Annotated in this window: 20 protein-coding genes; 14 read left to right on the top strand and 6 right to left on the bottom strand. The window is 71.4% G+C overall.

Annotated features, from left to right (window positions below):
- Nucleotides 1-230 precede the first annotated feature (230 nt).
- Genes LWF15_RS25775 through LWF15_RS25760 form a run of 4 tightly spaced genes read left to right on the top strand, consistent with a single transcriptional unit; the run spans nucleotide 231 to nucleotide 4,181 of the window.
- Nucleotides 231-722, top strand: a complete 492-nt coding sequence (locus LWF15_RS25775; protein ID WP_232813517.1) for an Lrp/AsnC family transcriptional regulator — start codon at nucleotides 231-233, stop codon at nucleotides 720-722.
- Complete coding sequence (locus LWF15_RS25770; RefSeq protein WP_232813516.1) at nucleotides 719-2,137, top strand: aspartate aminotransferase family protein; 1,419 nt, start codon at nucleotides 719-721, stop codon at nucleotides 2,135-2,137. Before LWF15_RS25775 ends, LWF15_RS25770 begins: the two co-directional genes overlap by 4 nt.
- On the top strand, nucleotides 2,134-2,781 hold the full coding sequence (locus tag LWF15_RS25765) for a pyridoxamine 5'-phosphate oxidase family protein (RefSeq protein WP_232813515.1): 648 nt from the start codon (nucleotides 2,134-2,136) through the stop codon (nucleotides 2,779-2,781). Before LWF15_RS25770 ends, LWF15_RS25765 begins: the two co-directional genes overlap by 4 nt.
- Nucleotides 2,778-4,181, top strand: a complete 1,404-nt coding sequence (locus tag LWF15_RS25760; RefSeq protein ID WP_232813514.1) for an NAD(P)/FAD-dependent oxidoreductase — start codon at nucleotides 2,778-2,780, stop codon at nucleotides 4,179-4,181. The genes LWF15_RS25765 and LWF15_RS25760 overlap by 4 nt, the downstream gene beginning before the upstream one ends.
- A 10-nt stretch (nucleotides 4,182-4,191) precedes the next feature.
- Here the strand turns inward: LWF15_RS25760 and LWF15_RS25755 are convergent, their stop codons facing one another.
- From LWF15_RS25755 to gabT, 3 genes are all read right to left on the bottom strand, one after another.
- Nucleotides 4,192-5,841 carry an EAL domain-containing protein gene (locus LWF15_RS25755; protein ID WP_232813513.1) on the bottom strand — a complete coding sequence of 550 codons (1,650 nt, stop codon included), beginning with the start codon at nucleotides 5,839-5,841 and terminating at the stop codon, nucleotides 4,192-4,194.
- Between the two features lie 204 nt (nucleotides 5,842-6,045).
- Nucleotides 6,046-7,398, bottom strand: coding sequence for a transaminase (locus LWF15_RS25750; protein WP_232813512.1), 1,353 nt, complete (start codon nucleotides 7,396-7,398; stop codon nucleotides 6,046-6,048).
- Nucleotides 7,395-8,756, bottom strand: a complete 1,362-nt coding sequence (gene gabT, locus LWF15_RS25745) for a 4-aminobutyrate--2-oxoglutarate transaminase (protein ID WP_232813511.1) — start codon at nucleotides 8,754-8,756, stop codon at nucleotides 7,395-7,397. The genes LWF15_RS25750 and gabT overlap by 4 nt, the downstream gene beginning before the upstream one ends.
- A gap of 63 nt (nucleotides 8,757-8,819) precedes the next feature.
- Between gabT and LWF15_RS25740 the strand changes: the two genes are divergently transcribed.
- A complete protein-coding gene (locus tag LWF15_RS25740) occupies nucleotides 8,820-10,298 on the top strand; it encodes an NAD-dependent succinate-semialdehyde dehydrogenase (protein ID WP_232813510.1) in 1,479 nt (492 codons plus the stop codon).
- 23 nt (nucleotides 10,299-10,321) lie between these two features.
- A complete protein-coding gene (gene dxr / locus LWF15_RS25735) occupies nucleotides 10,322-11,494 on the top strand; it encodes a 1-deoxy-D-xylulose-5-phosphate reductoisomerase (protein WP_232813509.1) in 1,173 nt (390 codons plus the stop codon).
- Between the two features lie 70 nt (nucleotides 11,495-11,564).
- Here the strand turns inward: dxr and LWF15_RS25730 are convergent, their stop codons facing one another.
- Together LWF15_RS25730 and ispG are read right to left on the bottom strand one after the other, a co-directional pair.
- On the bottom strand, nucleotides 11,565-12,416 hold the full coding sequence (locus tag LWF15_RS25730) for a GNAT family N-acetyltransferase (protein ID WP_232813508.1): 852 nt from the start codon (nucleotides 12,414-12,416) through the stop codon (nucleotides 11,565-11,567).
- A 35-nt stretch (nucleotides 12,417-12,451) separates the two neighbouring features.
- Complete coding sequence (gene ispG, locus LWF15_RS25725; RefSeq protein ID WP_232813507.1) at nucleotides 12,452-13,603, bottom strand: flavodoxin-dependent (E)-4-hydroxy-3-methylbut-2-enyl-diphosphate synthase; 1,152 nt, start codon at nucleotides 13,601-13,603, stop codon at nucleotides 12,452-12,454.
- Between the two features lie 311 nt (nucleotides 13,604-13,914).
- Here ispG and LWF15_RS25720 point away from each other — a divergent pair, with 311 nt between their 5' ends.
- The 4 genes from LWF15_RS25720 (at nucleotide 13,915) to LWF15_RS25705 (ending at nucleotide 18,260) form a co-directional block, all read left to right on the top strand.
- A complete protein-coding gene (locus tag LWF15_RS25720; RefSeq protein ID WP_232813506.1) occupies nucleotides 13,915-15,180 on the top strand; it encodes a M50 family metallopeptidase in 1,266 nt (421 codons plus the stop codon).
- Between the two features lie 132 nt (nucleotides 15,181-15,312).
- Complete coding sequence (locus LWF15_RS25715; protein ID WP_232813505.1) at nucleotides 15,313-17,094, top strand: proline--tRNA ligase; 1,782 nt, start codon at nucleotides 15,313-15,315, stop codon at nucleotides 17,092-17,094.
- A 19-nt stretch (nucleotides 17,095-17,113) separates the two neighbouring features.
- On the top strand, nucleotides 17,114-17,530 hold the full coding sequence (locus LWF15_RS25710) for a pilus assembly protein CpaE (protein ID WP_232813504.1): 417 nt from the start codon (nucleotides 17,114-17,116) through the stop codon (nucleotides 17,528-17,530).
- Between the two features lies 1 nt (nucleotide 17,531).
- Nucleotides 17,532-18,260 (top strand): HAD family hydrolase, encoded by a 729-nt coding sequence (locus tag LWF15_RS25705; protein WP_232813503.1) that lies wholly within the window; start codon nucleotides 17,532-17,534, stop codon nucleotides 18,258-18,260.
- Between the two features lie 6 nt (nucleotides 18,261-18,266).
- Here the strand turns inward: LWF15_RS25705 and LWF15_RS25700 are convergent, their stop codons facing one another.
- Complete coding sequence (locus LWF15_RS25700) at nucleotides 18,267-19,307, bottom strand: DUF4439 domain-containing protein (RefSeq protein WP_232813502.1); 1,041 nt, start codon at nucleotides 19,305-19,307, stop codon at nucleotides 18,267-18,269.
- Nucleotides 19,308-19,470: 163 nt separating this feature from the next.
- On the opposite strand from LWF15_RS25700, the gene LWF15_RS25695 reads away from it, so the two are divergent.
- From LWF15_RS25695 to LWF15_RS25685, 4 genes are all read left to right on the top strand, one after another.
- Nucleotides 19,471-20,007, top strand: a complete 537-nt coding sequence (locus LWF15_RS25695; protein WP_232813501.1) for a ribosome maturation factor RimP — start codon at nucleotides 19,471-19,473, stop codon at nucleotides 20,005-20,007.
- Nucleotides 20,008-20,018: 11 nt separating this feature from the next.
- Complete coding sequence (nusA, locus tag LWF15_RS25690) at nucleotides 20,019-21,023, top strand: transcription termination factor NusA (protein WP_232813500.1); 1,005 nt, start codon at nucleotides 20,019-20,021, stop codon at nucleotides 21,021-21,023.
- A 54-nt stretch (nucleotides 21,024-21,077) separates the two neighbouring features.
- Nucleotides 21,078-21,467 carry a YlxR family protein gene (locus LWF15_RS38240; RefSeq protein ID WP_408624005.1) on the top strand — a complete coding sequence of 130 codons (390 nt, stop codon included), beginning with the start codon at nucleotides 21,078-21,080 and terminating at the stop codon, nucleotides 21,465-21,467.
- Nucleotides 21,468-21,555: 88 nt separating this feature from the next.
- Nucleotides 21,556-21,822, top strand: a 267-nt coding sequence (locus LWF15_RS25685) for a translation initiation factor IF-2 N-terminal domain-containing protein (RefSeq protein ID WP_232813499.1), incomplete at its 3' end; no start/stop codon positions are given.

The raw sequence follows: 21,822 nt of genomic DNA, 5'->3' as shown, positions 1-21,822 counted from the left end.
AACGCAACGGATTCGTTACCCGATGGGCGGTTGCGACCGGTGAAACCGGCTCGCAGGAGCACTTTCGGCCGCGGGTCGTCGATCACCCACCGGAAGGAAAGGAGGGCGTCGCACTCAATCTGTCAGTTTCCGTAGGGCAGATGCTCCGCCGGTACCGATTCGGATTGTTTTCGCACCGGAAACAACGAAATCTATTGTCAATGCCGCAGGTGAGGGGTAAGGATCACGGGGTGACGCGCAAACTCGTGCGGCCGGCCGGCCGGCCGAACGCCTCCCAGCCGCTGGACGAGACCTCGAAGCAGATCATCGAGCAGCTGCAGGAGGACGGCCGCCGTCCCTACGCCGCGATCGGCAAGGCCGTGGGCCTTTCCGAGGCGGCGGTCCGGCAGCGCGTGCAGCGTCTGCTCGACCACGGGGTCATGCAGATCGTGGCCGTCACCGATCCTCTGCAGGTCGGTTTCACCCGGCAGGCGATGATCGGCGTCACCGTCGACGGGGAGATCGAGTCGGTCGCCGACGAACTGTCGGCGATGACCGAGGTGGACTACGTGGTGGTCACCGCGGGCTCGTTCGACCTGCTGGTCGAGGTGGTCTGTGAGGACGACGACCACCTGCTGGAACTGGTGAGCCGGCGGATCCGGGCGCTGTCCGGGGTCCGGACCACCGAGACGTTCGTCTATCTCAAGCTCCGCAAGCAGCTCTACAACTGGGGTACCCGATGACCACGACGCCCGAGAACCCGACGATCCCGCCGCAGGACGCGCTGACGCAGGCCCTCCAGGAGAAGGCCCGCGACAATCTCTGGCTGCACTTCACCCGCCACTCGGGCTATTTCGGGCCCGAGCCCGACCCGGTTCCGGTGATCGTGCGCGGCGAGGGGCACCGCATCTTCGACTCGAACGGGCGCAGCTACATCGACGGTCTGGCCGGGCTGTTCGTGGTGCAGGCCGGGCACGGCCGCGAGGAGCTCGCCGAGGCCGCCGCCCGCCAGGCCCGGGAGCTGGCCTACTTCCCGCTCTGGTCCTACGCCACCCCGCCGGCGATCGAGCTGGCCGAGCGGCTGGCCCACTACGCGCCGGGCGACCTGAACCGGGTCTTCTTCACCACCGGCGGCGGTGAGGCGGTGGAGAGCGCCTGGAAGCTGGCCAAGCAGTACTGGAAGCTCAGCGGCAAGCCGCTCAAGACCAAGGTGATCTCGCGGTCGATCGCGTACCACGGCACCACCCAGGGCGCCCTGTCGATCACCGGGATCCCCGGTCTGAAGCAGATGTTCGAGCCGCTGGTGCCCGGCGCCTTCCGGGTGCCCAACACCAACATCTACCGGGCCGCCGACGACCTGCGCGGCGATCCCAAGCAGTTCGGCCGCTGGGCCGCCGACCGGATCGCCGAGGCGATCGAGTTCGAGGGCCCCGACACCGTGGCGGCGGTGTTCCTGGAGCCGGTGCAGAACGCCGGTGGCTGCTTCCCGCCGCCCCCGGGCTACTTCGAGCGGGTGCGCGAGATCTGCGACCAGTACGACGTGCTGCTGGTCTCGGACGAGACGATCTGCGCGTTCGGCCGGGTCGGCGGCATGTTCGCCTGCTCCGAGATGGGCTACGTGCCCGACATCATCACCTGTGCCAAGGGCATGACCAGCGGCTACTCGCCGATCGGGGCGATGATCGCCAGCGACCGGCTGTTCGAGCCGTTCAAGGACGGCGCGAACTACTTCCCGCACGGCTACACCTTCGGCGGGCACCCGGTCTCCTCGGCGGTGGCCCTGGCCAACCTCGACCTGTTCGAGAACGAGGGGCTGCTCGAGAACGTCCGCACCAACGGCCCGGTGTTCCGGGCCACCCTGGAGCGGCTGCTCGACCTGCCGATCGTCGGCGACGTGCGCGGTGAGGGCTTCTTCTACGGCATCGAGCTGGTGAAGGACAAGAACACCCGGACCACCTTCGACGAGGACGAGTCCGAGCGCCTGCTGCGCGGTTTCCTGTCCAAGGCCCTGTTCGAGGCCGGTCTGTACTGCCGGGCCGACGACCGGGGCGACCCGGTGATCCAGCTCTCGCCGCCGCTCACCCTGGGCCCGGCCGACTTCGACGAGATCGAGGGCATCCTGCGCGGGGTGCTCACGGAGGCCTGGAACCAGCTGTGAGAGAACGACTCCGAACCACCGTCCGGCGGATCCCGGGCAAGCAGGTCACCGACCGCGAGGTGCTCGACCAGGTGCTCGACGCGGCCCTGGTCGCGCACGTCGCGGTGCCCGCCCCGGGCCGGCTGGCGGTGGTGCCGGTCGGGACGGCGCGTGACGGCGACCGCCTGCTGATCCACGGTTCCAACGCCTCCCAGGCCTTCCGGTTCCTGGCCACCGGCGTCGAGACCTGCACCACCATCACCCTGCTGGACGGGGTGGTGGTGGCCCGCAGCCAGTTCGAGTCGTCGATGAACTACCGCAGCGCCATGCTCTTCGGGGCCTACCGGGCGCTGGAGGGCGAGGAGAAGGAGCGGGGGCTCGCGGTTCTGGCCGAGGCCCTGATGCCGGGCATGACCCAGGCCCGCACCCCGTCGGCCAAGGAACTGGCGGCCACGTCGGTCCTGGCCCTTCCGCTCACCGAGTGGTCGCTCAAGGTATCGGCGAAGAACGAACCGGAAGACGCGTCGGAAGACTTCGACCGGGAGGTCTGGGGAGGTGTCGTACCCCTGCACCACTCCTGGGGCACCCCGATCACCGCGCCCGGTCTGCCGGGCGATCCGGCTGTGCCGGAAGCGCTGGCCACCTGGCCGGAGGGCCGCTCGTGAACTACCAGGACGTGTCGCTGTGGTTCGACCAGGCCGCGGCGGCCGGGGATCCGCTGACCCCCCGGGACGCGCTGGAAGGTGACCTGGACGTCGACGTCTGCATCGTGGGCGGCGGCCTGACCGGTCTCTGGACGGCCTACTACCTGCTCAGGGCCGACCCCTCGCTGCGGGTCGTGGTGCTCGAGGCGCAGATCGCCGGGTTCGGGGCCAGTGGGCGCAACGGGGGCTGGTGCTCGGCCCTGTTCCCCTCGGGGGTCTCGGCGATGGCCCGCGAGCACGGTCTGGACCAGGCCCTGGCCATGCGCCGGGCGATGAACCAGACGGTGACCGAGGTGGGCCGGGTGGCCGAGGCCGAGGGCATCGACTGTCACTACCGGCAGGGCGGCACGATCGAGCTGGCCCGCTCGCAGGTGCAGCTCCAGCGGGTACGCGAAGCCGTCGAGGCCGACCAGAAGCTCGACGGGATCGACGGTTACGAGGAATGGAGCGAGGCGCAGACCGCCGAGCGCCTGCGGGCCGGCGGGGTGCTCGGGGCCGGCTACACGCCGCACTGCGCCCGCCTGCAGCCGGCTCTGCTGGTGCGCGGACTGGCCGAGGTGGTCGAGCGGCTCGGCGGCCGGGTGCTGGAACAGACCCCGGCCCTAGCCATCGAGCCTGGTGATCCGGGTGGTTCGGGCGGTCCGGTGGTGCGCACGGCCCAGGGCCGGGTGCGTGCCGAGCACGTCATCCGGGCCACCGAGGCCTGGACGTCACAGCTGCCGGGAAGCCACCGGGCGATCGCCCCGATCTACTCGCTGATGGTCGCCACCGAACCGCTGCCCGCCGAGTTCTGGGCCCAGGTCGGCCTGGAACGCGGTGAGACCTTCACCGACGCCCGGCACCTGGTCATCTACGGGCAGAGAACGATGGACGATCGGATCGCCTTCGGTGGGCGCGGTGCGCCTTACCATTTCGGTTCCCGGATCGACCCGGACTTCGACCGTGATCCACGGGTCTTCGCAGCGCTGCGCCGTACCCTGAACGGGTTGTTCCCACAGCTGCGGGGGTTCAACTTCACCCACGGCTGGGGCGGGCCGCTCGGGATCGCCCGCGACTGGAAGGCCTCGGTCGGCCTGGACCGCGCCTCGGGCGTCGGCTGGGCCGGGGGCTACGTGGGCGACGGGCTGTCCACCACCAACCTGGCCGGGCGCACCCTGGCCGACCTGGTGCTGGAGCGCGACACCGACCTGGTGCACCTGCCCTGGGTGGGGCACCGCTCGCGCAACTGGGAGCCCGAGCCGCTGCGCTGGCTGGGCACCAACGCCGGGCTGCGGGCGATGACGGCGGCCGACGCCGAAGAACGCCTCACCTCACGGCCCTCGGTGGCGGCCCGGCTGATGGCGCCGCTGCTGGGACACTGAAAAAGCCTGCTCAGGAAGGGAGGAGCCCGTCGAGCACCGGGCCGAGCATGGCGGCGACGGTGCGGGCCGAGCGGATCTGCCGGCGCGACCAGGGCGCCGGGTCGGGCCGGAAGCACTCCAGCAGCCCGATCACCCGGTCGCGGCTGATCACCGGCACCATCAGCACGGTCTGGAAACCCAGCAGCTGCAGCAGCCCCCGCTCGGCCTGCTCACCCGGGTCGGTGACGGCGCTCGGCTCGCGGTAGACCGGCACCACCGAGCGGCCCTCGAGACAGTCGCGGGTCAGCGGAAATCCGGCGAGCGGGAACGACTCGCCGTACGCGGAGGGGCGGCTGCGGGTGGGCGCCGACGAGAGGGTGGTGCCGTCGGCCGAGAGCACGCTCAGCACCAGGGTTTCCGCACCCAGCACAGCGGCGCACCCACTGACCAGGGTGTGCAGCTCGGGCAGGCCGGTCACGGTGGTGAGGTGGGTGAGCAGGTCGTCCACGTCGTGGACCAGCCGGTCGGGGGGCAGTAACGGGGCCGGCTGCTTCACCGGCTGGGCCACGGGCTCGGTGGGCTCGATGGGCTTGGTGGGCTTGGTGGGCTCGGCATCCAGCACCAGATCGGCCCGGGCTGCAGCTGCCGACGTCGGCGAAGTTGCCGCGCCGGTCGCCGGAGGCCCGACCTCGGGTGCGCCGGGCACCGGAGCGTGGGCCCCCGAAGTGCCAGATAGAGGTGCCGCAATGTCGCCCGTGGCGGGGGTGGCCGCGCAGCGGAGGGATCGGGGCGGGCCGCCGCGGAGCATCACCGCGAGCCGGTCCTGCGCCGAGCGCACCGCCGAGGGCTCGGCCTCGGCGAAGTGCCCGGCCGGCATGCCGACCGCCCAGCCCTGGGCGCAGGCCACGTCCAGGTCGGCCACGGCCTCCAGGTCGTCGAGGTTCTCCACCCCCTCGGCGCAGACCGTGGCCCCGATCTGCTCGGCCAGGTCGACCACGGCCCGCACCAGGGCCGCCTTCGCCGAGCTGTTCGCCACTCCCTGCACCAGTGCCCGGTCGAGCTTCAGCTTGTCCGGGGCCAGATCCATCACCCGTCGCAGCCCCGAGTGGGCCGCCCCCACGTCGTCGATCGCCACGCGGGCGCCGCGCTCGCGCAGGTGGTCGAGCCGGCGGCGCAGGGCAGCGGCGCCGGTGCGCCACTCGTGCTCGGTCAGCTCGATCTCGACGCCGTGCAGATCGCTCGGCAGCACCGCGGACAGGGCGGGGCTGATCAGCACGGCGGGGGAGACATTGACCGCCACGGTGGTGTCGGCCGGACGTTCGCGCAGCCGGCCCAGGGCCCGCTGCACCGCCGAAACCTCCAGCTCCACACCCAGACCCAGCTCGTGGGCCCGGTTGAACCAGTTCTCCGGGCCCTGGAACGGCGTCTCGGGGAAGCGGGCGAGCGCCTCGTAACCCTCCACCGTCATCCGGGAGAGCGACAGCTGGGGCTGGAAGACGATCTCCGGCCCGCCGGTGGTGACGATGCGGCGCACCGCGGCCTGCTGCAGACGCCGAGCGGCCTCGGCCGAGGCCGCGTGCAGCCCACCGGGGAACTGCTGCGGCTGGATCGGCCGGAGGCACGGTCCGTCGTCGGTGACCATCGCACCGCGCCGGGCCGACGGGACGGACGAACTTGGCATCTTCGAAGAACCCCTGGGGGAGAGGGTGACGCAGCGGCCGTGGGTTGTAGCCCCTGCTGGTTACTGCTCGGCAGCTTTCCACTCGTGCCCCGCGCCGGTGGATCGACTGAACGGCCACCTTTTCGTCACAACCAGTGGATGGAGGCGGACGCGGACGGTGGAATCAGGGGCTTCCAGGGGCTGCTGTGGTCATCCTCGGTGAGATCAGCCGGAGAGGGCCTGCACCGCCTCACGGAACGCGACGGTGTGCTGGTCCACGTCGGCCTCGGTGGTGGCCGGGCTGATCAGGGCCATGTTGTGGAACGGGGTGAGCAGCACGCGCCGGTTCAGGGCCTGCAGGTGCAGGTACTGCTGCAGCTCGAAGTCGTCCGAGGCGGCCGCCTCGCCACCGGTGCGCGGAGGCTGCGGCGAGAACGCGTACTCGGCCCGGCAGCCCAGCCGGGTCACGTGCCAGGGCACGCCGAACTCGTCGAGCACTCCCTGCACCCCGTCGGCCCAGCGCTCGGCCAGCACCTCCATGCCCGCGAACACGTCGTCGGTGAGGACCTGGGTGAGCGTGGCCCGGACCGCGGCCATCGACAGGGCGTTGCCCGCCAGGGTGCCGCCGACCCCGCCCACGTCGATGTCCGGCAGCTCGACCGAGGCCTGCACCCGCGCCGAGATCTCGCTGGTCAGGCCGAAGGCGGCGGCCGGGATGCCGCCGCCGACGGTCTTGCCCACCACGACCACGTCGGGCTCCAGCTGCCAGGCGCCGGTGCAGCCGCCCGGGCCGGCGCACAGGGTGTGCGTCTCGTCGATCACCAGCAGGGTGCCGTAGCGCCGGGTGAGGGCCCGAAGTGCCTCGTGGTAGCCGGGTTCGGGCAGCACGATGCCGATGTTGGTCATGGCCGGCTCGAGCAGGACGGCGGCGATGTCACCACCGGCCAGGGCGGCCTCCATCGAGGCCAGGTCGTTGAACGGGACCACCACCGTGGTCTGGTCCAGCGGCACCGGGGCACCGATGTTGCCCGGGCGGGAGACCGTGGTGCCCTCGGGGGAGAGCACGGCGAAGGTCTCGTCGACCGTGCCGTGGTAGCAGTAGTCGATCACCACCACCTTGGCGCGGCCGGTGAGGTGCCGGGCGTAGCGGATCACGTGGCGGTTGGCGTCGGTCGCGGTCAGCGTGAACTGCCACTGCGGCAGGCCGAAGCGCCGGCTCAGCTCGCCCGCCGCGATCGCCGCGTCGGCCGTGGGCAGCATCGAGGTGATGCCCCGGACCACCTGCTCGCGCACCGCGGCCACGGTGGCGGCCGGGGAGTGCCCGCACATCGCGCCGGTGTCGCCCAGGCACAGGTCCACGTGGTCGATGCCGTCGGCGCAGGTGAAGTGGGCGCCCTGGGCCTCTTCCACGAACACCGGGAAGGGTCCGGGCCACTTGACCATCCAGGACATCGGCACGCCCCCGGTCAGGTGCTCACGCGCCTGCTCGGCCAGCCCCTGCGAGCGCGGCCGCTCGCGGGCGAACCGTTCCTCTTCCTGGGCCTGCAACTGACGTAGCCGCTCACGGTCGAGTTTCACCGGACCACCTCGAAAGCCTCGGCCAGCACGGCCAGTGCGTCGTCGAGCAGTTCGTCGCCGATCGTCACCGGCGGCAGGAACCGGATCACGTTGCCGTAGGTTCCGCAGGTCAGCGTGATCACCCCGCGCTCGTGGCAGTACCGGGCCAGCCGGCCGGCCAGCGCCGCGTCGGGTTCCAGGGAGCCGGGAACCACGAGTTCGATCGCCTGCATCGCTCCGCGCCCACGGACGTCTCCGATTTCGGGGAACTTCTGCTGCAGTTCGAGCAGGAAGGCACGCAGCCGCTCGCCCAGGCGCCGGCCGGTCTCCACCAGCCCCTCGTCCTCGATGGTGGCGATCGCGGCCAGCGCGGCCGCGCAGGAGACCGGGTTACCCGTGTAGGTGCCGCCGATGCCGCCGGCGTGCGCCGCGTCCATGATCGAGGCGCGCCCGGTGACCGCCGACAGCGGCATCCCGGCCGCGATGCCCTTGGCCGTGACCACCAGGTCGGGCACCAGGTCCTCGTGCTCGGAGGCGAACATCCGCCCGGTGCGGGCGAACCCCGACTGCACCTCGTCGGCCACGAACACCACGCCGTTGGCCGTGCACCAGGAGGCCAGGGCGGGCAGGAAACCCGGGGCCGGCTCGACGAACCCGCCCTCGCCCTGGATCGGCTCGATCACCAGGCAGGCCACCCGCCTCGCGCCGACCTGGCTCTCGATCTCGCCGATCGCCCGGGCCGCGGCCGCGGCGCCGTCGGAACCCAGCGGGTCCCGCAGCGGGTAGGACATCGGCGCGCGGAAGACCTCGCCGGCGAACGGGCCGAAACCGTCCTTGTAGGGCATGTTCTTGGCGGTCATCGCCATGGTCAGGTTGGTGCGGCCGTGGTAGGCGTGGTCGAACACCACCACGGTGTCGCGGCCGGTGGCCCGCCGGGCGATCTTCACCGCGTTCTCCACCGCCTCGGCGCCGGAGTTGAACAGCGCCGAGCGCTTCTCGAAATCGCCCGGGGTGAGCCGGTTCAGCGCCTCGCAGACGGCCACGTAGCCCTCGTAGGGGGTGATCGTGAAGCAGGTGTGGCTGAACTCGGCGATCTGCTGCTGCACCCCCGCCACGACCGCCGGCACGCTGTGGCCGACCGTGGTGACGGCGATGCCCGAGCCCAGGTCGATCAGGTGGTTGCCGTCGACGTCGACCACGATGCCGCCGGCCGCCCGGGCCGCGAACACCGGCATCAGGCTGCTCACCCCCGAGGCCACCGCCGCATCGCGCCGGGCCGCCAGCTCGCGGGAGCGGGGCCCCGGCAGTTCGGTGACCAACGACCGTTTCTGGGTGACCTCGCGCGCCGCGCCGGACTGGGGGAGGGTGGAGTCGGGCATGCGCCCAGCATAGGGTTCCGACGGATCTTTCCCCATGGCCGAACCGGTGCGAAGGAGCGGGACATGAGCGCGACGACGGGTCTGTCGGCCCAGGAGGCGGCCGTCCTCGACGGCGTCCCGGGCGGGCTGTTCATCGACGGCCGGTGGCGGCCGGCCGGCAACGCGGCCCGGATGGACGTGGAGGACCCGGCCACCGGCCAGGTGATCGCCCAGGTCGCCGACGCCGGGGTCGAGGACGGGCGCGACGCCCTGACCGCGGCGGCCGAGAAGCAGAAGGAGTGGGCCGCCACCGCACCCCGCGAGCGCGGGGAGATCCTGCGCCGGGCCTACGAGCTGATGATCGACCGGGCCGACGACCTGGCCCTGCTGATGACCCTGGAGATGGGCAAGTCGCTGGCCGAGTCGCGGGCCGAGATCGCCTACGCGGCCGAGTTCTTCCGCTGGTTCTCCGAGGAGGCGGTGCGCATCGCCGGGCGCTGGTCGGTCGCCCCGAACGGCGCCACCCGGCTGCTCACCATGAAACAGCCGGTCGGGCCGTGCCTTTTCATCACCCCCTGGAACTTCCCGCTGGCCATGGGCACCCGCAAGATCGGCCCGGCGGTGGCGGCGGGCTGCACGATGGTGGTCAAGCCGGCCCCGCAGACCCCGCTGTCGATGTACGCGCTGGCCGGGTTGCTGGCCGAGGCCGGCCTGCCCGACGGCGTGCTCAACGTCATCTCCACCTCGCGCACCCCCGAGGTGATCGAACCGCTGCTGCGTGACCACCGGCTGCGCAAGCTTTCGTTCACCGGCTCCACCCCGGTCGGGCGCAGGCTGGTCGAGCAGTCGGCCACCCAGTTGCTGCGGGTGTCGATGGAACTCGGCGGCAACGCGCCCTTCCTGGTGTTCGACGACGCCGACCTGGACGCCGCGGTCGAGGGCGCGATGCTGGCCAAGATGCGCAACATCGGCGAGGCCTGCACCGCCGCCAACCGTTTCCTGGTGCACCGCTCGGTGGCCGAGGAGTTCGGCGCCCGCCTGGCCGGGCGGATGGGAGCGCTCAAGCTCGGCCGCGGCACCGAGGCCGGGGTGGACGTCGGGCCGCTGGTCGACGCCCGCGCCCGGGACAAGGTGGGCGAGCTGGTGGCCGACGCGGTCGAGGGCGGCGCCAAGGTGCTGGTCGGCGGGTCGCCGGTGGGGGAGCGGGGCTACTTCTACGCGCCCACCGTGCTCACCGGGGTGGAGCCGGGGGCCCGCATGCTCTCCGAGGAGATCTTCGGCCCGGTCGCCCCGATCACCACGTTCGGCTCCGAGGACGAGGCGCTGGCGATGGCCAACGACACCGAGTTCGGCCTCGTGGCCTACGTGTTCACCCGCGACGTCTCCCGCGCCCTGCGGGTGGCCGAGGGGCTGGAGACCGGGATGGTGGCGCTGAACCAGGGCATCGTGTCCAACCCGGCGGCGCCGTTCGGCGGGGTCAAGCACTCCGGCTTCGGCCGCGAGGGCGGGGTCGAGGGGATCGAGGAGTACCTGGAGACGAAGTACGTGGGGATAGCCCTGTAACCGCCTCTGGCAGGATGCGCGGCATGTCTTTCGAGCGTCGTGACGTCGTGCTTCTGGGTTCCACCGGGTCGATCGGGACCCAGGCGATCGACGTGGTCCAGCGCAACCCGGAGCTGTTCCGGATCGTCGGCCTGGCCGCCGGGGGCGGTCAGGTCCGGCTGCTGGCCGAGCAGGCGGCCCGGCTCCGGGTGCCGGTGGTCGCGCTCGGCGACGCCTCGAAGCAGGCCGAGCTCGAGGCCGCGCTGACCGAGCAGGCCGGGTCCGGCCACGGCATCGAGATCCTGTCCGGGCCGGACGCCGCCGCCCAGCTCGCGGCCCGCCCGTGCGACGTGGTGCTGAACGGCATCACCGGCGCGATCGGGCTGGCGCCCACGCTGGCCGCGCTGGGGGCGGGGCACACCCTGGCCCTGGCCAACAAGGAGTCGCTGATCATCGGTGGGGAGCTGGTCACCGCGGCCGCTGCCCCGGGCCAGATCGTGCCGGTCGACTCGGAGCACTCGGCGCTGGCCCAGGCCCTGCGCGGAGGTACGGCCGAGGAGGTCCGGCGGCTGGTGCTCACCGCCAGCGGCGGGCCCTTCCGCGGCCGCACCCGCGACGACCTGGCCACGGTCACGCCCGCCGAGGCGCTGAAGCACCCCACCTGGGACATGGGCCTGATGGTCACCACCAACTCGGCCACGCTGGTGAACAAGGGCCTGGAGGTGATCGAGGCGCACCTGCTCTTCGGGATCCCGTTCGAGCGGATCGACGTGGTGGTGCACCCGCAGTCGATCGTGCACTCGATGGTCGAGTTCACCGACGGCTCCACCCTGGCCCAGTGCTCCCCGCCGGACATGCGCCTGCCCATCGCGCTGGGTCTGGGCTGGCCGCACCGGGTGCCCGAGGCCGCCCCCGGCCTGGACTGGACCAAGGCCTCCACCTGGGAGTTCTTCCCGCTCGACGACGAGGCCTTCCCGGGCGTGCGGCTGGCCCGCGAGGCGGGCGGGCGCGCGGGCACGTTCCCCGCGGTCTACAACGCGGCCAACGAGGAGTGCGTCTGGGCCTTCCACGACGGGCGGATCGGGTTCAACCAGATCCTCGAGGTGGTCGAGGCGGTGCTGGCCGACCACACCGAGGCGGGGGAGCTGAGCATCGAGGCGGTGCTCGCCGCCGACGCCTGGGCGCGGCAGCAGGCGCGTAAGCGCATTGATCTGTAAAGCAAACCGAATTGAGGACGATGGTGGGCCTCCCACGGAGGAGGCCCACCGACGTCTTCAAACAGTTTTTCTAGAACAGGATCGTGGCGTAGGTGCCCACGGTCTGGAAGCCGACCCGCTCGTAGGCCCGGATCGCGCGGGTGTTGTAGCCGTTGACGTACAGCGACACCACCGGCGCCACCTCCCGCCGCACCGTCTCGACCAGCGCGGCCATCGCCGGGGCGGCCACCCCCTGACCGCGGTAGCGCGGGTTCACCCAGACCCCCTGCACCTGTACGGCTTCCGGGACCACCGAGCCCAGTTCGGCCTTGAACACCACCACCGGGCCGGCCTCGGTGTCGTCCATCCGCACGAACGAGCGGCCGGACGCGACCAGCCCGCTGACCTGGGCCCGGTAGACCGCGCCGCCGTCGGCCGCCACCGGCGAGTAGCCGACCTCCTCGGTGAACATCGCCACGCAGGCCGGGACCAGCAGCTCCAGCTCCGACATCTGACTGCGGCGCACCAGCGGGTCGGGCTCCACCGAGGGGGCCGACGACATCGCCATCAGCGGCTGGTTGGCCCGGATGTCGCGGGCCGGGCCCCACGAGGCCTGCAGGTGCTGCCACAGCCCGAGCACCATGTGCGCCGGCCCGACGATCGAGGAGCACTGCCGGCCGCTGCGCCGGGCCCGGTAGGCGAACGCCTCGACCGCCTGCTCACCGGCGTTGACCGGCACCAGGTTGGCGCCCGACCAGCAGGCCGCGCGCATCGAACCGCCCTCGTACCAGCCCCAGATCTCGCCGCCGTGCCGGCGCGGGTCACCGCGCAGCGCGCGCAGCCGCGCCGCCACGAACAGGTTGGCCACCGGGTCCTGGTCGCACAGCGCCAAGGCCTCTTCGACGTCGTCCCTGGCCAGAACCTTCAGCGCCGAGCGCAGCACGTGCAATCCCCAACCGACGTAGTGACCTGGAGGTCTTAGCTGACACTCACCTGCGGGGTGCCCTCGGGCGCATCATCGCCCATCTCCTCGGCGATCCGCATGGCTTCCTCGATCAGTGTCTCCACGATCTTCGACTCGGGCACCGTCTTGACCACCTCGCCCCGCACGAAGATCTGGCCCTTGCCGTTGCCGGAGGCTACTCCCAGATCGGCCTCCCGCGCCTCGCCGGGACCGTTCACCACGCAGCCCATCACGGCCACCCGCAGCGGCACCTCCATGCCCTCCAGACCCGCGGTGACCTGCTCGGCCAGCGTGTACACATCCACCTGGGCGCGACCGCAGGAGGGGCAGGAGACGATCTCCAGCTTGCGCGGGCGCAGGTTCAGCGACTGCAGGATCTGGATGCCGACCTTGACCTCCTCGACCGGCGGGGCGGACAGCGACACCCGGATCGTGTCGCCGATGCCCTGGCCGAGCAGGTGGCCGAAGGCCACGGCCGACTTGATCGTGCCCTGGAAGGCCGGCCCGGCCTCGGTGACGCCCAGGTGCAGCGGCCAGTCGCCGCGCTCGGCGAGCAGCTCGTAGGCCCGCACCATGACCACCGGGTCGTTGTGCTTGACCGAGATCTTGAAGTCGCGGAAGCCGTGCTCCTCGAACAGCGAGGCCTCCCAGACCGCCGACTCGACCAGGGCCTCGGGGGTGGCCTTGCCGTACTTCTCCAGCAGGCGCTTGTCCAGCGAGCCGGCGTTGACGCCGATCCGGATCGAGGTGCCGGCGTCACCGGCCGCCTTGGCGATCTCCTTGACCTTGTCGTCGAACTGCCGGATGTTGCCCGGGTTGACCCGGACCGCGGCGCAGCCGGCGTCGATCGCGGCGAACACGTACTTCGGCTGGAAGTGGATGTCGGCGATTACCGGGATCTGCGACTTCTTGGCGATCGCGGGCAGCGCGTCGGCGTCGTCCTGGCTGGGGCAGGCCACCCGGACGATGTCGCAGCCGGCCGCGGTGAGCTCGGCGATCTGCTGCAGCGTGGCGTTGATGTCGGAGGTCAGCGTGGTGGTCATCGACTGCACCGAGACGGGTGCGTCACCGCCCACCGCGACCTTGCCGACCTGGATCTGGCGGGACTTGCGGCGCGGGTTCAGCACCGGGGGCGGTGCCTTCGGCATACCCAGACTGACGCTCATACCTGAACCGTGCCTCCTTGAGGAAATTTCCCCGTGTGCTAGCCCGTTCGGCCGATCGGACCCGGCCGTCCAGACCTAGAGAACGGCCCGGCGCGCCAATTATGCCGTCCCCCGCGGGTGCTTCTTCTCACCAGCCCTCACGGGCACCTCACCCTCACGGACCCTCCACCGGAAGTTCACACCGGTCGATGGAGAGGCACCCGGAATGTCCTGTGCACCGGTTCGACAGTCTGGACAGGTATAAAAGTGGGCGTTCCCCGATCCGGTGGAACGCATGGTGCTTCAGTGGGCAGCAGGGAGTAACGGCCAGGATGAGCTACACGATCGGGGTGGTCCTGTTCGCCCTCGGCCTTCTCCTCAGCGTCTGTCTGCACGAGGCCGGGCACATGCTGACGGCCAAGCTCTTCGGCATGCGGGTGACCCGCTACTTCGCCGGGTTCGGGCCCACGGTCTGGTCGTTCCGCCGGGGTGAGACGGAGTACGGCCTCAAGGCCGTGCCGCTGGGCGGTTTCGTCAACATCATCGGCATGGCGCCGGGGGTGGAGGAGCCGGAGAGCGAGGAGACCGAGCAGCAGGGCCGGGCGTTCTGGCAGAAGCCGCTGTGGCAGCGCACCCTGGTGCTCGCGGCCGGCTCGATCGTGCACCTGCTGATCGCGATCCTCCTGCTGGTCCCGGCGTTCTGGCTGTTCGGCGTCCCGACCCTGAAGGAGCTCGACCAGACCCCCGCCGTGGTCGGCCGGGTCTCCGACTGCGTGATCCCGACCTACGACGTCACCGAGCAGGGCGCCCTGCGGGCCTGCACCGACGCCGATCCGCGCTCGCCCGCCGCCCAGGCCGGCCTGCAGCGCGGCGACGAGATCACCAGCATCGGCGGAACCGCGATCACCTCGTACGCGGCCTTCCAGAAGGCCGTGCGCGAGCAGCCGGTGGGCGAGGCGGTGCCGCTGACCTACCTGCGCGACGGGGCCGAGAAGACCACCGAGATCAGCCTGGTCAGCACCCAGCGCCCGCCGCTGGGCGCCGCGGACGCGAGCACCCTGGTGGCCACGCCGACGATCGGCATCACCAACCTGACCGAGACGTACAACGTGCGCTCGGGCTTCTTCGACAGCGTCGGCCAGGCGTTCACCACCACCGGCGAGACGATCGTGCGCGGCTACGAGGCGATCGCCAAGCTGCCCGGCAAGATCAGTTCGCTGTGGAACGCCCTGCTCGGCGCCGAGCGCTCGCAGGACGACCCGATCAGCGTGGTCGGGGCCAGCCGGCTGGGCGGCGAGATCGTCGAGACCAGCGGCATCGACGGGGCGGCCACGTTCCTGTCGATCCTGGCCGGGCTGAACGTGTTCCTGGGCCTGTTCAACCTGCTGCCGCTGCCCCCGCTCGACGGTGGGCACATCGCCGTGGGCTGGTACGAGGCGGCCCGCCGCAAGCTGGCCCTGCGCCGGCAGCGGCCCGACCCGGGCCCGGTCGACCGGGAGAAGCTGATCCCGGTGACGTTGGTGATCATCGCCATCTTCGGGGCCTTCACGCTGCTGACCGTCTCGGTCGACGTGGTGAACCCGATCCGGCTGAACTGACCCGCATCGGTGCCCACCAGCGTCCTCAAGCTCGAAAACCACTGGTCGCCCCGGTGACCGTGGCGGGATCCTCCCTCCTGAAGGACTAGGCTCCCGGCTCTGGCCGGAAATCAATCAGGAGGATGAGTCAACGTGCTGCTTCGGATGTCGTCGCTGTTCCTGCGAACACTTCGCGAGGACCCGGCGGACGCCGAGGTGCCGGGTCACCGGTTGCTGGTGCGCGCCGGGTACGTGCGCCGCGCCGCCCCCGGTATCTACTCCTGGCTGCCCCTGGGGTACCGCGTGTACCAGAACGTCGAGCGGATCGTCCGGGAGGAGATGGACGCCGCCGGCTTCCAGGAGGTGCACTTCCCGGCGCTGCTGCCCCGGGAGCCCTACGAGGCGACCAACCGCTGGACCGAGTACGGCGAGAACCTGTTCCGCCTGAAGGACCGGCGGGGCAACGACTTCCTGCTCGGCCCCACCCACGAGGAGATGTTCACCCTCCTGGTGAAGGACCTGTACTCCTCGTACAAGGACCTGCCGGTCGCGCTCTACCAGATCCAGACCAAGTACCGCGACGAGGCCCGTCCCCGGGCCGGCCTGCTGCGCGGGCGCGAGTTCGTGATGAAGGACAGCTACTCGTTCGACGTCGACGACGCCGGCCTGGACGCCTCCTACCTGCGCCACCGCAACGCCTACATCAAGACGTTCGGCCGCCTGGGCCTGCCCTTCGAGATCGTCACCGCCACCTCCGGGGCGATGGGCGGCAGCCGCAGCGAGGAGTTCCTGCACCCCACCGAGATCGGTGAGGACACGTTCGTGCGCTGCACCCTGGGCCACTACTCGGCCAACGCCGAGGCGGTGACCACCCCCGCGCCGGCCGCCGTCGCGCTCGAGGGCCTGCCCGCCGCGCACGTCGAGGACACCCCCGACACCCCCACCATCGAGACGCTGGTCGCCGCGGCCAACGAGATGTTCCCCGGCCGCGACTTCACCGCCGCCGACACGCTGAAGAACGTCGTGGTCATGCTGGTGCACCCCACCGGCGAGCGGGAACCGCTGATCGTCGGCGTGCCCGGTGACCGCGACGTGGACGTCAAGCGGCTCGAGGCGGCGCTGGCCCCGGCCGAGGTCGAGCCCTTCGAGGCGGCCGACTTCGCCAAGCACCCCGGCCTGGTCAAGGGCTACATCGGCCCGCAGGCGCTGGGGGCGGAGTCGGAGACCGGCATCCGCTATCTGCTCGACCCCCGCGTGGTCGAGGGCACCGCCTGGATCACCGGTGCCAACCAGCCCGGTAAGCACGTGTTCGACCTGGTCGCCGGTCGCGACTTCACCGCCGACGGCACGATCGAGGCCGCCAACGTGCGCGAGGGCGACCCCTGCCCGGTCTGCGCCACCGAGGGCACCGACGGCAGCCTGACGCTGGCCCGGGGCCTGGAGATCGGCCACATCTTCCAGCTCGGCCGCAAGTACGCGGAGGCTCTCGGGCTGCAGGTGCTGGACCAGAACGGCAAGCTGGTCACCGTGACGATGGGCTCGTACGGGATCGGCGTCAGCCGGGCCCTGGCCGCGATCGCCGAGGCGTCGTGGGACGAGAAGGGGCTGTGCTGGCCCCGTGAGGTGGCCCCGGCCGACGTGCACGTTCTCGCCCAGGGCAAGCAGGGCAAGGACGACGCGGTCTTCGAGGCGGCCGAGAAGCTGTCGCTGGAGCTCGAGGCCGCCGGGGTCCGGGTGCTGTACGACGACCGGGGCAAGGTCTCGCCCGGGATCAAGTTCAAGGACGCCGACCTGATCGGGGTGCCCTCGATCCTGGTGGTGGGCAAGAACCTGGCCCAGGGTGTGGTGGAGTTCCGCGACCGGAAGACCGGCGACAGCGTCGACGTCCCGGTCGGTGACGCGGTGAAGCACGTGGTGGCGGAAGTTCGTAGCTGAGGCGGGTAGGTGGGGTTCCATGCTTGACCTGGATCTGGCACAGCAGTTGCGCAAGGCCGGACTGGCCTGGAACCCCCTGCCCGGAGACCGGTTCGTCCTGCCCGACCGGAACATGGACGACGAGGTCTTCGTGGTCAGCCACATGGTGGTGGAGATCCACGACACGCCCGGCGGCCAGGTGATCGGCTTCAACGGCACCACCGAGTGGGCGCTGGACTCGCTGGAGCAGCGTCAGGTGGTCTGGATGCCGCGCGAGACACAGCTGCGGGAGCTGCTGGGCGAGCGGTTCGTCGGGCTGGAGAGCGTGACCGGTGGCTGGGCGGTGACCGTCCGGACGGGCGACGAGGAGGTCCGCGAGGTCGACCCGGACGCGGAGTCGGCCTACGGCCGGGCCGTGTTGAGGGTGCTGGCCTCGCTGTCGCCCGGGCAGGAGTGAGATGTCCCTGGAAGCGGTGATCTTCGACTGGGGCGGCACGCTCACGCCCTGGCACACCATCGACCTGGCCGAGCAGTGGCGGGTCTTCGCCCGGGTCTACGCCACCGAGGACATCGGTGGCTACCCCGACGGCGGGGCCCAGCTGGCCGACCGGATGCTGGCGGCCGAGCGCGAGGCCTGGGGCCGGCTGCGCGAGTCCGGGGCGAGCGCCCGGCTGGCCGACGTGTTCGAGGCGGTCGGCGTGCGCTCCGACCACCCGGGGCACGACGCCGCCCGGGTGGCCTACGAGGAGTTCTGGGAGCCGCACACCTATCTCGACCCGGACGTGCCGGAGCTGTTCGCCGGCCTGCGCGAGCGTGGTCTGCGGGTGGGGGTGCTGTCCAACACGATCTGGACCCGCGACTACCACCGCGGCCTGTTCGGGCGTGACGGCATCCTCGACCTGATCGACGGGGACGTCTACTCCTCCGAGATCCCTTACGTGAAGCCGCATCCGGAGGCGTTCGCGGCCGCCGTGGCGGCGGTCGGCGGGTCGTCCGCGACGAACTGCGTGTACGTGGGCGACCGGATCTACGAGGACGTGCACGGCGCCCAGCGGGCCGGGCTGCGGGCGATCCACGTGCCGCACAGCGACATCCCGCTCGACCAGCAGGTCCCGGTGGAGGTCAGGCCGGACGGCACCGCCCAGCGGCTGCTGGACGTGCTGAAGATCGTGGACGAGTGGCTCTGACGGTTCTCAGGCTCCGGGCGCGGCCACGGGCCGGTTGCTCCAGGCGGCCTGTCGCCGGGTGCTGACCACCAGGAACCCGGCCGCGGTGGCGCCGGTCTGCGGGGTCTCGGCCGCCGCGATCACGTCGGTGGCCAGGCCGGCCAGGCGGCGTTCGATCGTGGCCGCCAGGGCGGCCGCCTTCGCCGCACCGGCCGGCGCGGCCACCTCGTAGGCCGCACCCGACTCGACCGGATCCTGCCCCGCGGTCATGAGCAGGCGCTCCAGTTCGTCGCGCTGCTGCCGGTGGGCCGCCCAGACCGAGCCGGCCACCTTCTGGCGGGCCTTGTCGATGTGGGCGATCACCAGGGGATAGGCGTAGAAGGCGGCGTGCTCACCGGCCAGCAGACGGTTGAGCGCCTCGCCCTCGGCGTCGGTGAGCCCGGGCTCCTCCTCCTGCGGGCCGGCCTCCTCGAGCACGGTGAGGGTGCTGAACGCGCGGCCCTTGGTCGCCGAGCGCAGCAGGTCGGCGTTGGCCGCGCAGGAGGCGGCGATCTTGTACAGGAGCAGGGCGAAGGCCGTGCTCAGACCGGCCGCGCTGGTCAGGGCCAGCCGGGCGGTCTTCCACTCGGCCGTGGCCTGGGCGCCGGGGGAGTTGATGCCCGCTTCGGCCTCTGCGGTGACGGTGGGGGTGGGGGTGGGGGTGCTCGTCGGGGCGGAGGAGCCGAGCGCCGTGAGCTGGGCCTCGTGCACCGCCGTGATCCGGGTCAGCAGCCTCGCCGTGGCACCCGGGACGCGCAGCGTGGCGCCGTTCGGCAGGGTGCCCGCGGCCAGGTTCGACGCTCCGGTGTGCAGCGCCTGCACCTGCGCCACGACGGCCGCCACGGCCTGTTCCTCGGCCTCGGTGGAGGTGCTGGCGGGGGGAGTGGTGCTCGCGGCCTGGGCGGTCCCACCGGCGGTGCTGCACCCGCTCAGGGCGGCCACCCCGCCCGCGGTGGTGACGGTGCCGAGTGCGAGGAGGACCCGCCGGCTCACAGGGGCGGGAGAGGTTGCGGTGACGCGGCTCAGCACGGGGAGAATCATTTCACGAGACACCCTCCGGGGCTGTCGCCCTAACTCTTGACAAGTCCGGCGGTGCTCTCCGTAGCGGGTATGGTTGTCCGGCGGCGCGCTCCCACGGGGGTGCGCCTTCCAGTCGTGTGCATTGTCCCAACCCAATATCGAGGAGGTCGGCATGAGCGCGTCCTCCGGACACCCGGCGGCCGACGGTGTGCGGTCCCTGGCCGAACCGCTGGCCGCCGAGGCCGGCCTGGTGGTCGAGAACGTCACCGTGACCCCGGCCGGCAAGCGCCGAGTGCTGCGGATCACCGTGGATCTGCCCGAGACCGAGCTGGGCGGAGTGCCGATGGAGTCGGTGGCCCAGGTCTCGCAGGCGATCTCGCAGGAACTCGACAGCAGCAACGTGATGGGCGGCACGCCCTACGTGCTTGAAGTCAGCTCGCCCGGTGCCGACCGGCCCCTGACCGAGCGCCGGCACTGGCTGCGGGCCCGCCGGCGCCTGGTGCGCACGATCGCTGCGCCCGGCGCCACGCCCCGCACCGGCCGGCTGACCGAGGTCACCGAGGCCGGCATCGTGCTGGACGAGGAGCACGAGGTTCCCTGGGCCGAGATCACCGGGGGCCGGATCGAGCTGGAGTTCGGGCACCCGGACGACTTCGCCGACCTCGAGGCGGACGAAGACGACGAAGACGAAGACGAAGAAGAGAACTAGGGGCTGACGGTATGGACATCGACCTGGCGGCCCTGCGCGCGATCGAGCGCGAGAAGGAGATCCCCCTCAACACCCTGGTGCAGACCATCGAGACGGCTCTGCTGCAGGCCTACAACCGCACCGAGGGCGCGCAGCCGCACGCCCGGGTGGAGCTCGACCGCAAGAACGGCCACGTGGTGGTCTGGGCCCGCGAGCTGGACGAGACCGGCGCGATCCGGCGCGAGTGGGACGACACGCCCGTGGGGTTCGGCCGGATCGCGGCGACCACCGCCCGGCAGACCATCCTGCAGCGCCTGCGCGACGCCGAGGACGAGCAGGTCCTGGGCGAGTTCCGGGGCCGCGAGGGCGACATCATCTCCGGCATCGTGCAGCAGAGCTCCGACCCGCGGATGGTGCACGTCGACCTGGGCACGGTCGAGGCGGTCCTGCCGCCGGCCGAGCAGGTTCCGGGCGAGAGCTACCCGCACGGGACCCGGTTGCGCTGCTACGTGGTCGGGGTGCGCAAGGGCATGAAGGGCCCCTCGATCACCCTGTCCCGGACCCACCCCAACCTGGTGCGCAAGCTGTTCGCGCTCGAGGTGCCCGAGGTGGCCGACGGCACGGTCGAGATCGCCGCCCTGGCCCGTGAGGCCGGTCACCGTTCCAAGGTGGCCGTACGGGCCACCGTGGCCGGGGTCAACGCCAAGGGCGCCTGCATCGGCCCGATGGGCGCGCGGGTGCGTGCGGTGATGACCGAGCTGCGCGGCGAGAAGATCGACATCGTCGACTTCGACGACGACCCGCAGGCCTTCGTGGCCAGCGCGCTCTCACCCGCCCGGGTGTCGTCGGTGCAGGTCCTGGACCTGGACGCCCGCTCGGCCCGGGTGATCGTGCCGGACTACCAGCTCTCGCTGGCGATCGGCAAGGAAGGGCAGAACGCGCGGCTGGCGGCCAAGCTCACCGGGTGGCGGATCGACATCCGCCCGGACACCGATCCGGCCGGTGCCGGAACGGCCGGCCCGGGGGGCTCCGAGTAGCTCTTGGCTGACCTCGAGGCTGACCCTGGGAACAAAGTCGCCGCATCCGGGGCTATGATTTCGGTGGCCGGTCACGCGGCCACGAATCCCGAGGCTTCGGCATCGGCCCGTCAGGGCCCGATCCGGACCTGCATCGGGTGTCGTGAACGTGGCCACCGGTCCGACCTGTTGCGAGTGGTCGCGGTGGAAGTCGGCGGCAAGTGGTGCGCCGTCCCCGATCCGGGCCATAAGCTGTCCGGCAGGGGTGCCTCGCTGCACCCCGGGCTGAGCTGTCTTGAACTCGCCGAGCGCCGCAGGGCGTTTCCCCGGGCACTACGCCGCGGGGGGCCGCTCGACGTGGCTCAGGTCCGTGAGTTCCTCACAGCACAGGTGTCAGAAGTGTCCTCCACTGGAAGCGGGTCCAACGCTATGAGCAGCATCTGCAAGGCGGGTTCGGCGCTGTGAGCACCCGATGAGCGCGCTCCGATGAGCACCCCTTTAACGTAACGACGGTCCGTAGCCTCCTCCTGGCTCGGGCCGAGACAGGAGAGATGTGGCAAAGGTCCGGGTCTACGAGCTCGCGAAAGAGCTTGGAGTCGACAGCAAGACCGTACTGAGCAAGCTGCAAGACATGGGCGAGTTCGTCCGTTCCGCCTCGTCCACCGTCGAGCCCCCCGTGGTGCGCCGTCTGCGTGAGCAGATGCCCGCCGCCGAGGGTGCCGGTGGTCGTAAGTCCGCCAAACCCGCGCCCCGGCCCACGCCGTCGCCGGCCGCCGCTGCATCCGCACCGGCCGCCCCGGCCCGGCCCGCCCCGGCGCCG

Origin of the sequence: Kineosporia rhizophila, from assembly GCF_021277265.1 — a bacterium.
Taxonomy (GTDB): domain Bacteria; phylum Actinomycetota; class Actinomycetes; order Actinomycetales; family Kineosporiaceae; genus Kineosporia; species Kineosporia rhizophila.
This window is presented reverse-complemented; position numbering and strand designations above follow the sequence as displayed.

Coding starts and splice junctions, on each gene's coding strand:
- ispG (WP_232813507.1), bottom strand. CDS start 13,603: ATGAGCGTCAGTCTGGGTATGCCGAAGGCACCGCCCCCGGTGCTGAAC.
- LWF15_RS25770 (WP_232813516.1), top strand. CDS start 719: ATGACCACGACGCCCGAGAACCCGACGATCCCGCCGCAGGACGCGCTG.
- LWF15_RS25710 (WP_232813504.1), top strand. CDS start 17,114: ATGCTTGACCTGGATCTGGCACAGCAGTTGCGCAAGGCCGGACTGGCC.
- gabT (WP_232813511.1), bottom strand. CDS start 8,756: ATGCCCGACTCCACCCTCCCCCAGTCCGGCGCGGCGCGCGAGGTCACC.
- LWF15_RS25740 (WP_232813510.1), top strand. CDS start 8,820: ATGAGCGCGACGACGGGTCTGTCGGCCCAGGAGGCGGCCGTCCTCGAC.
- dxr (WP_232813509.1), top strand. CDS start 10,322: ATGTCTTTCGAGCGTCGTGACGTCGTGCTTCTGGGTTCCACCGGGTCG.
- LWF15_RS25695 (WP_232813501.1), top strand. CDS start 19,471: ATGAGCGCGTCCTCCGGACACCCGGCGGCCGACGGTGTGCGGTCCCTG.
- nusA (WP_232813500.1), top strand. CDS start 20,019: ATGGACATCGACCTGGCGGCCCTGCGCGCGATCGAGCGCGAGAAGGAG.
- LWF15_RS25705 (WP_232813503.1), top strand. CDS start 17,532: ATGTCCCTGGAAGCGGTGATCTTCGACTGGGGCGGCACGCTCACGCCC.
- LWF15_RS38240 (WP_408624005.1), top strand. CDS start 21,078: ATGATTTCGGTGGCCGGTCACGCGGCCACGAATCCCGAGGCTTCGGCA.
- LWF15_RS25755 (WP_232813513.1), bottom strand. CDS start 5,841: ATGCCAAGTTCGTCCGTCCCGTCGGCCCGGCGCGGTGCGATGGTCACC.
- LWF15_RS25720 (WP_232813506.1), top strand. CDS start 13,915: ATGAGCTACACGATCGGGGTGGTCCTGTTCGCCCTCGGCCTTCTCCTC.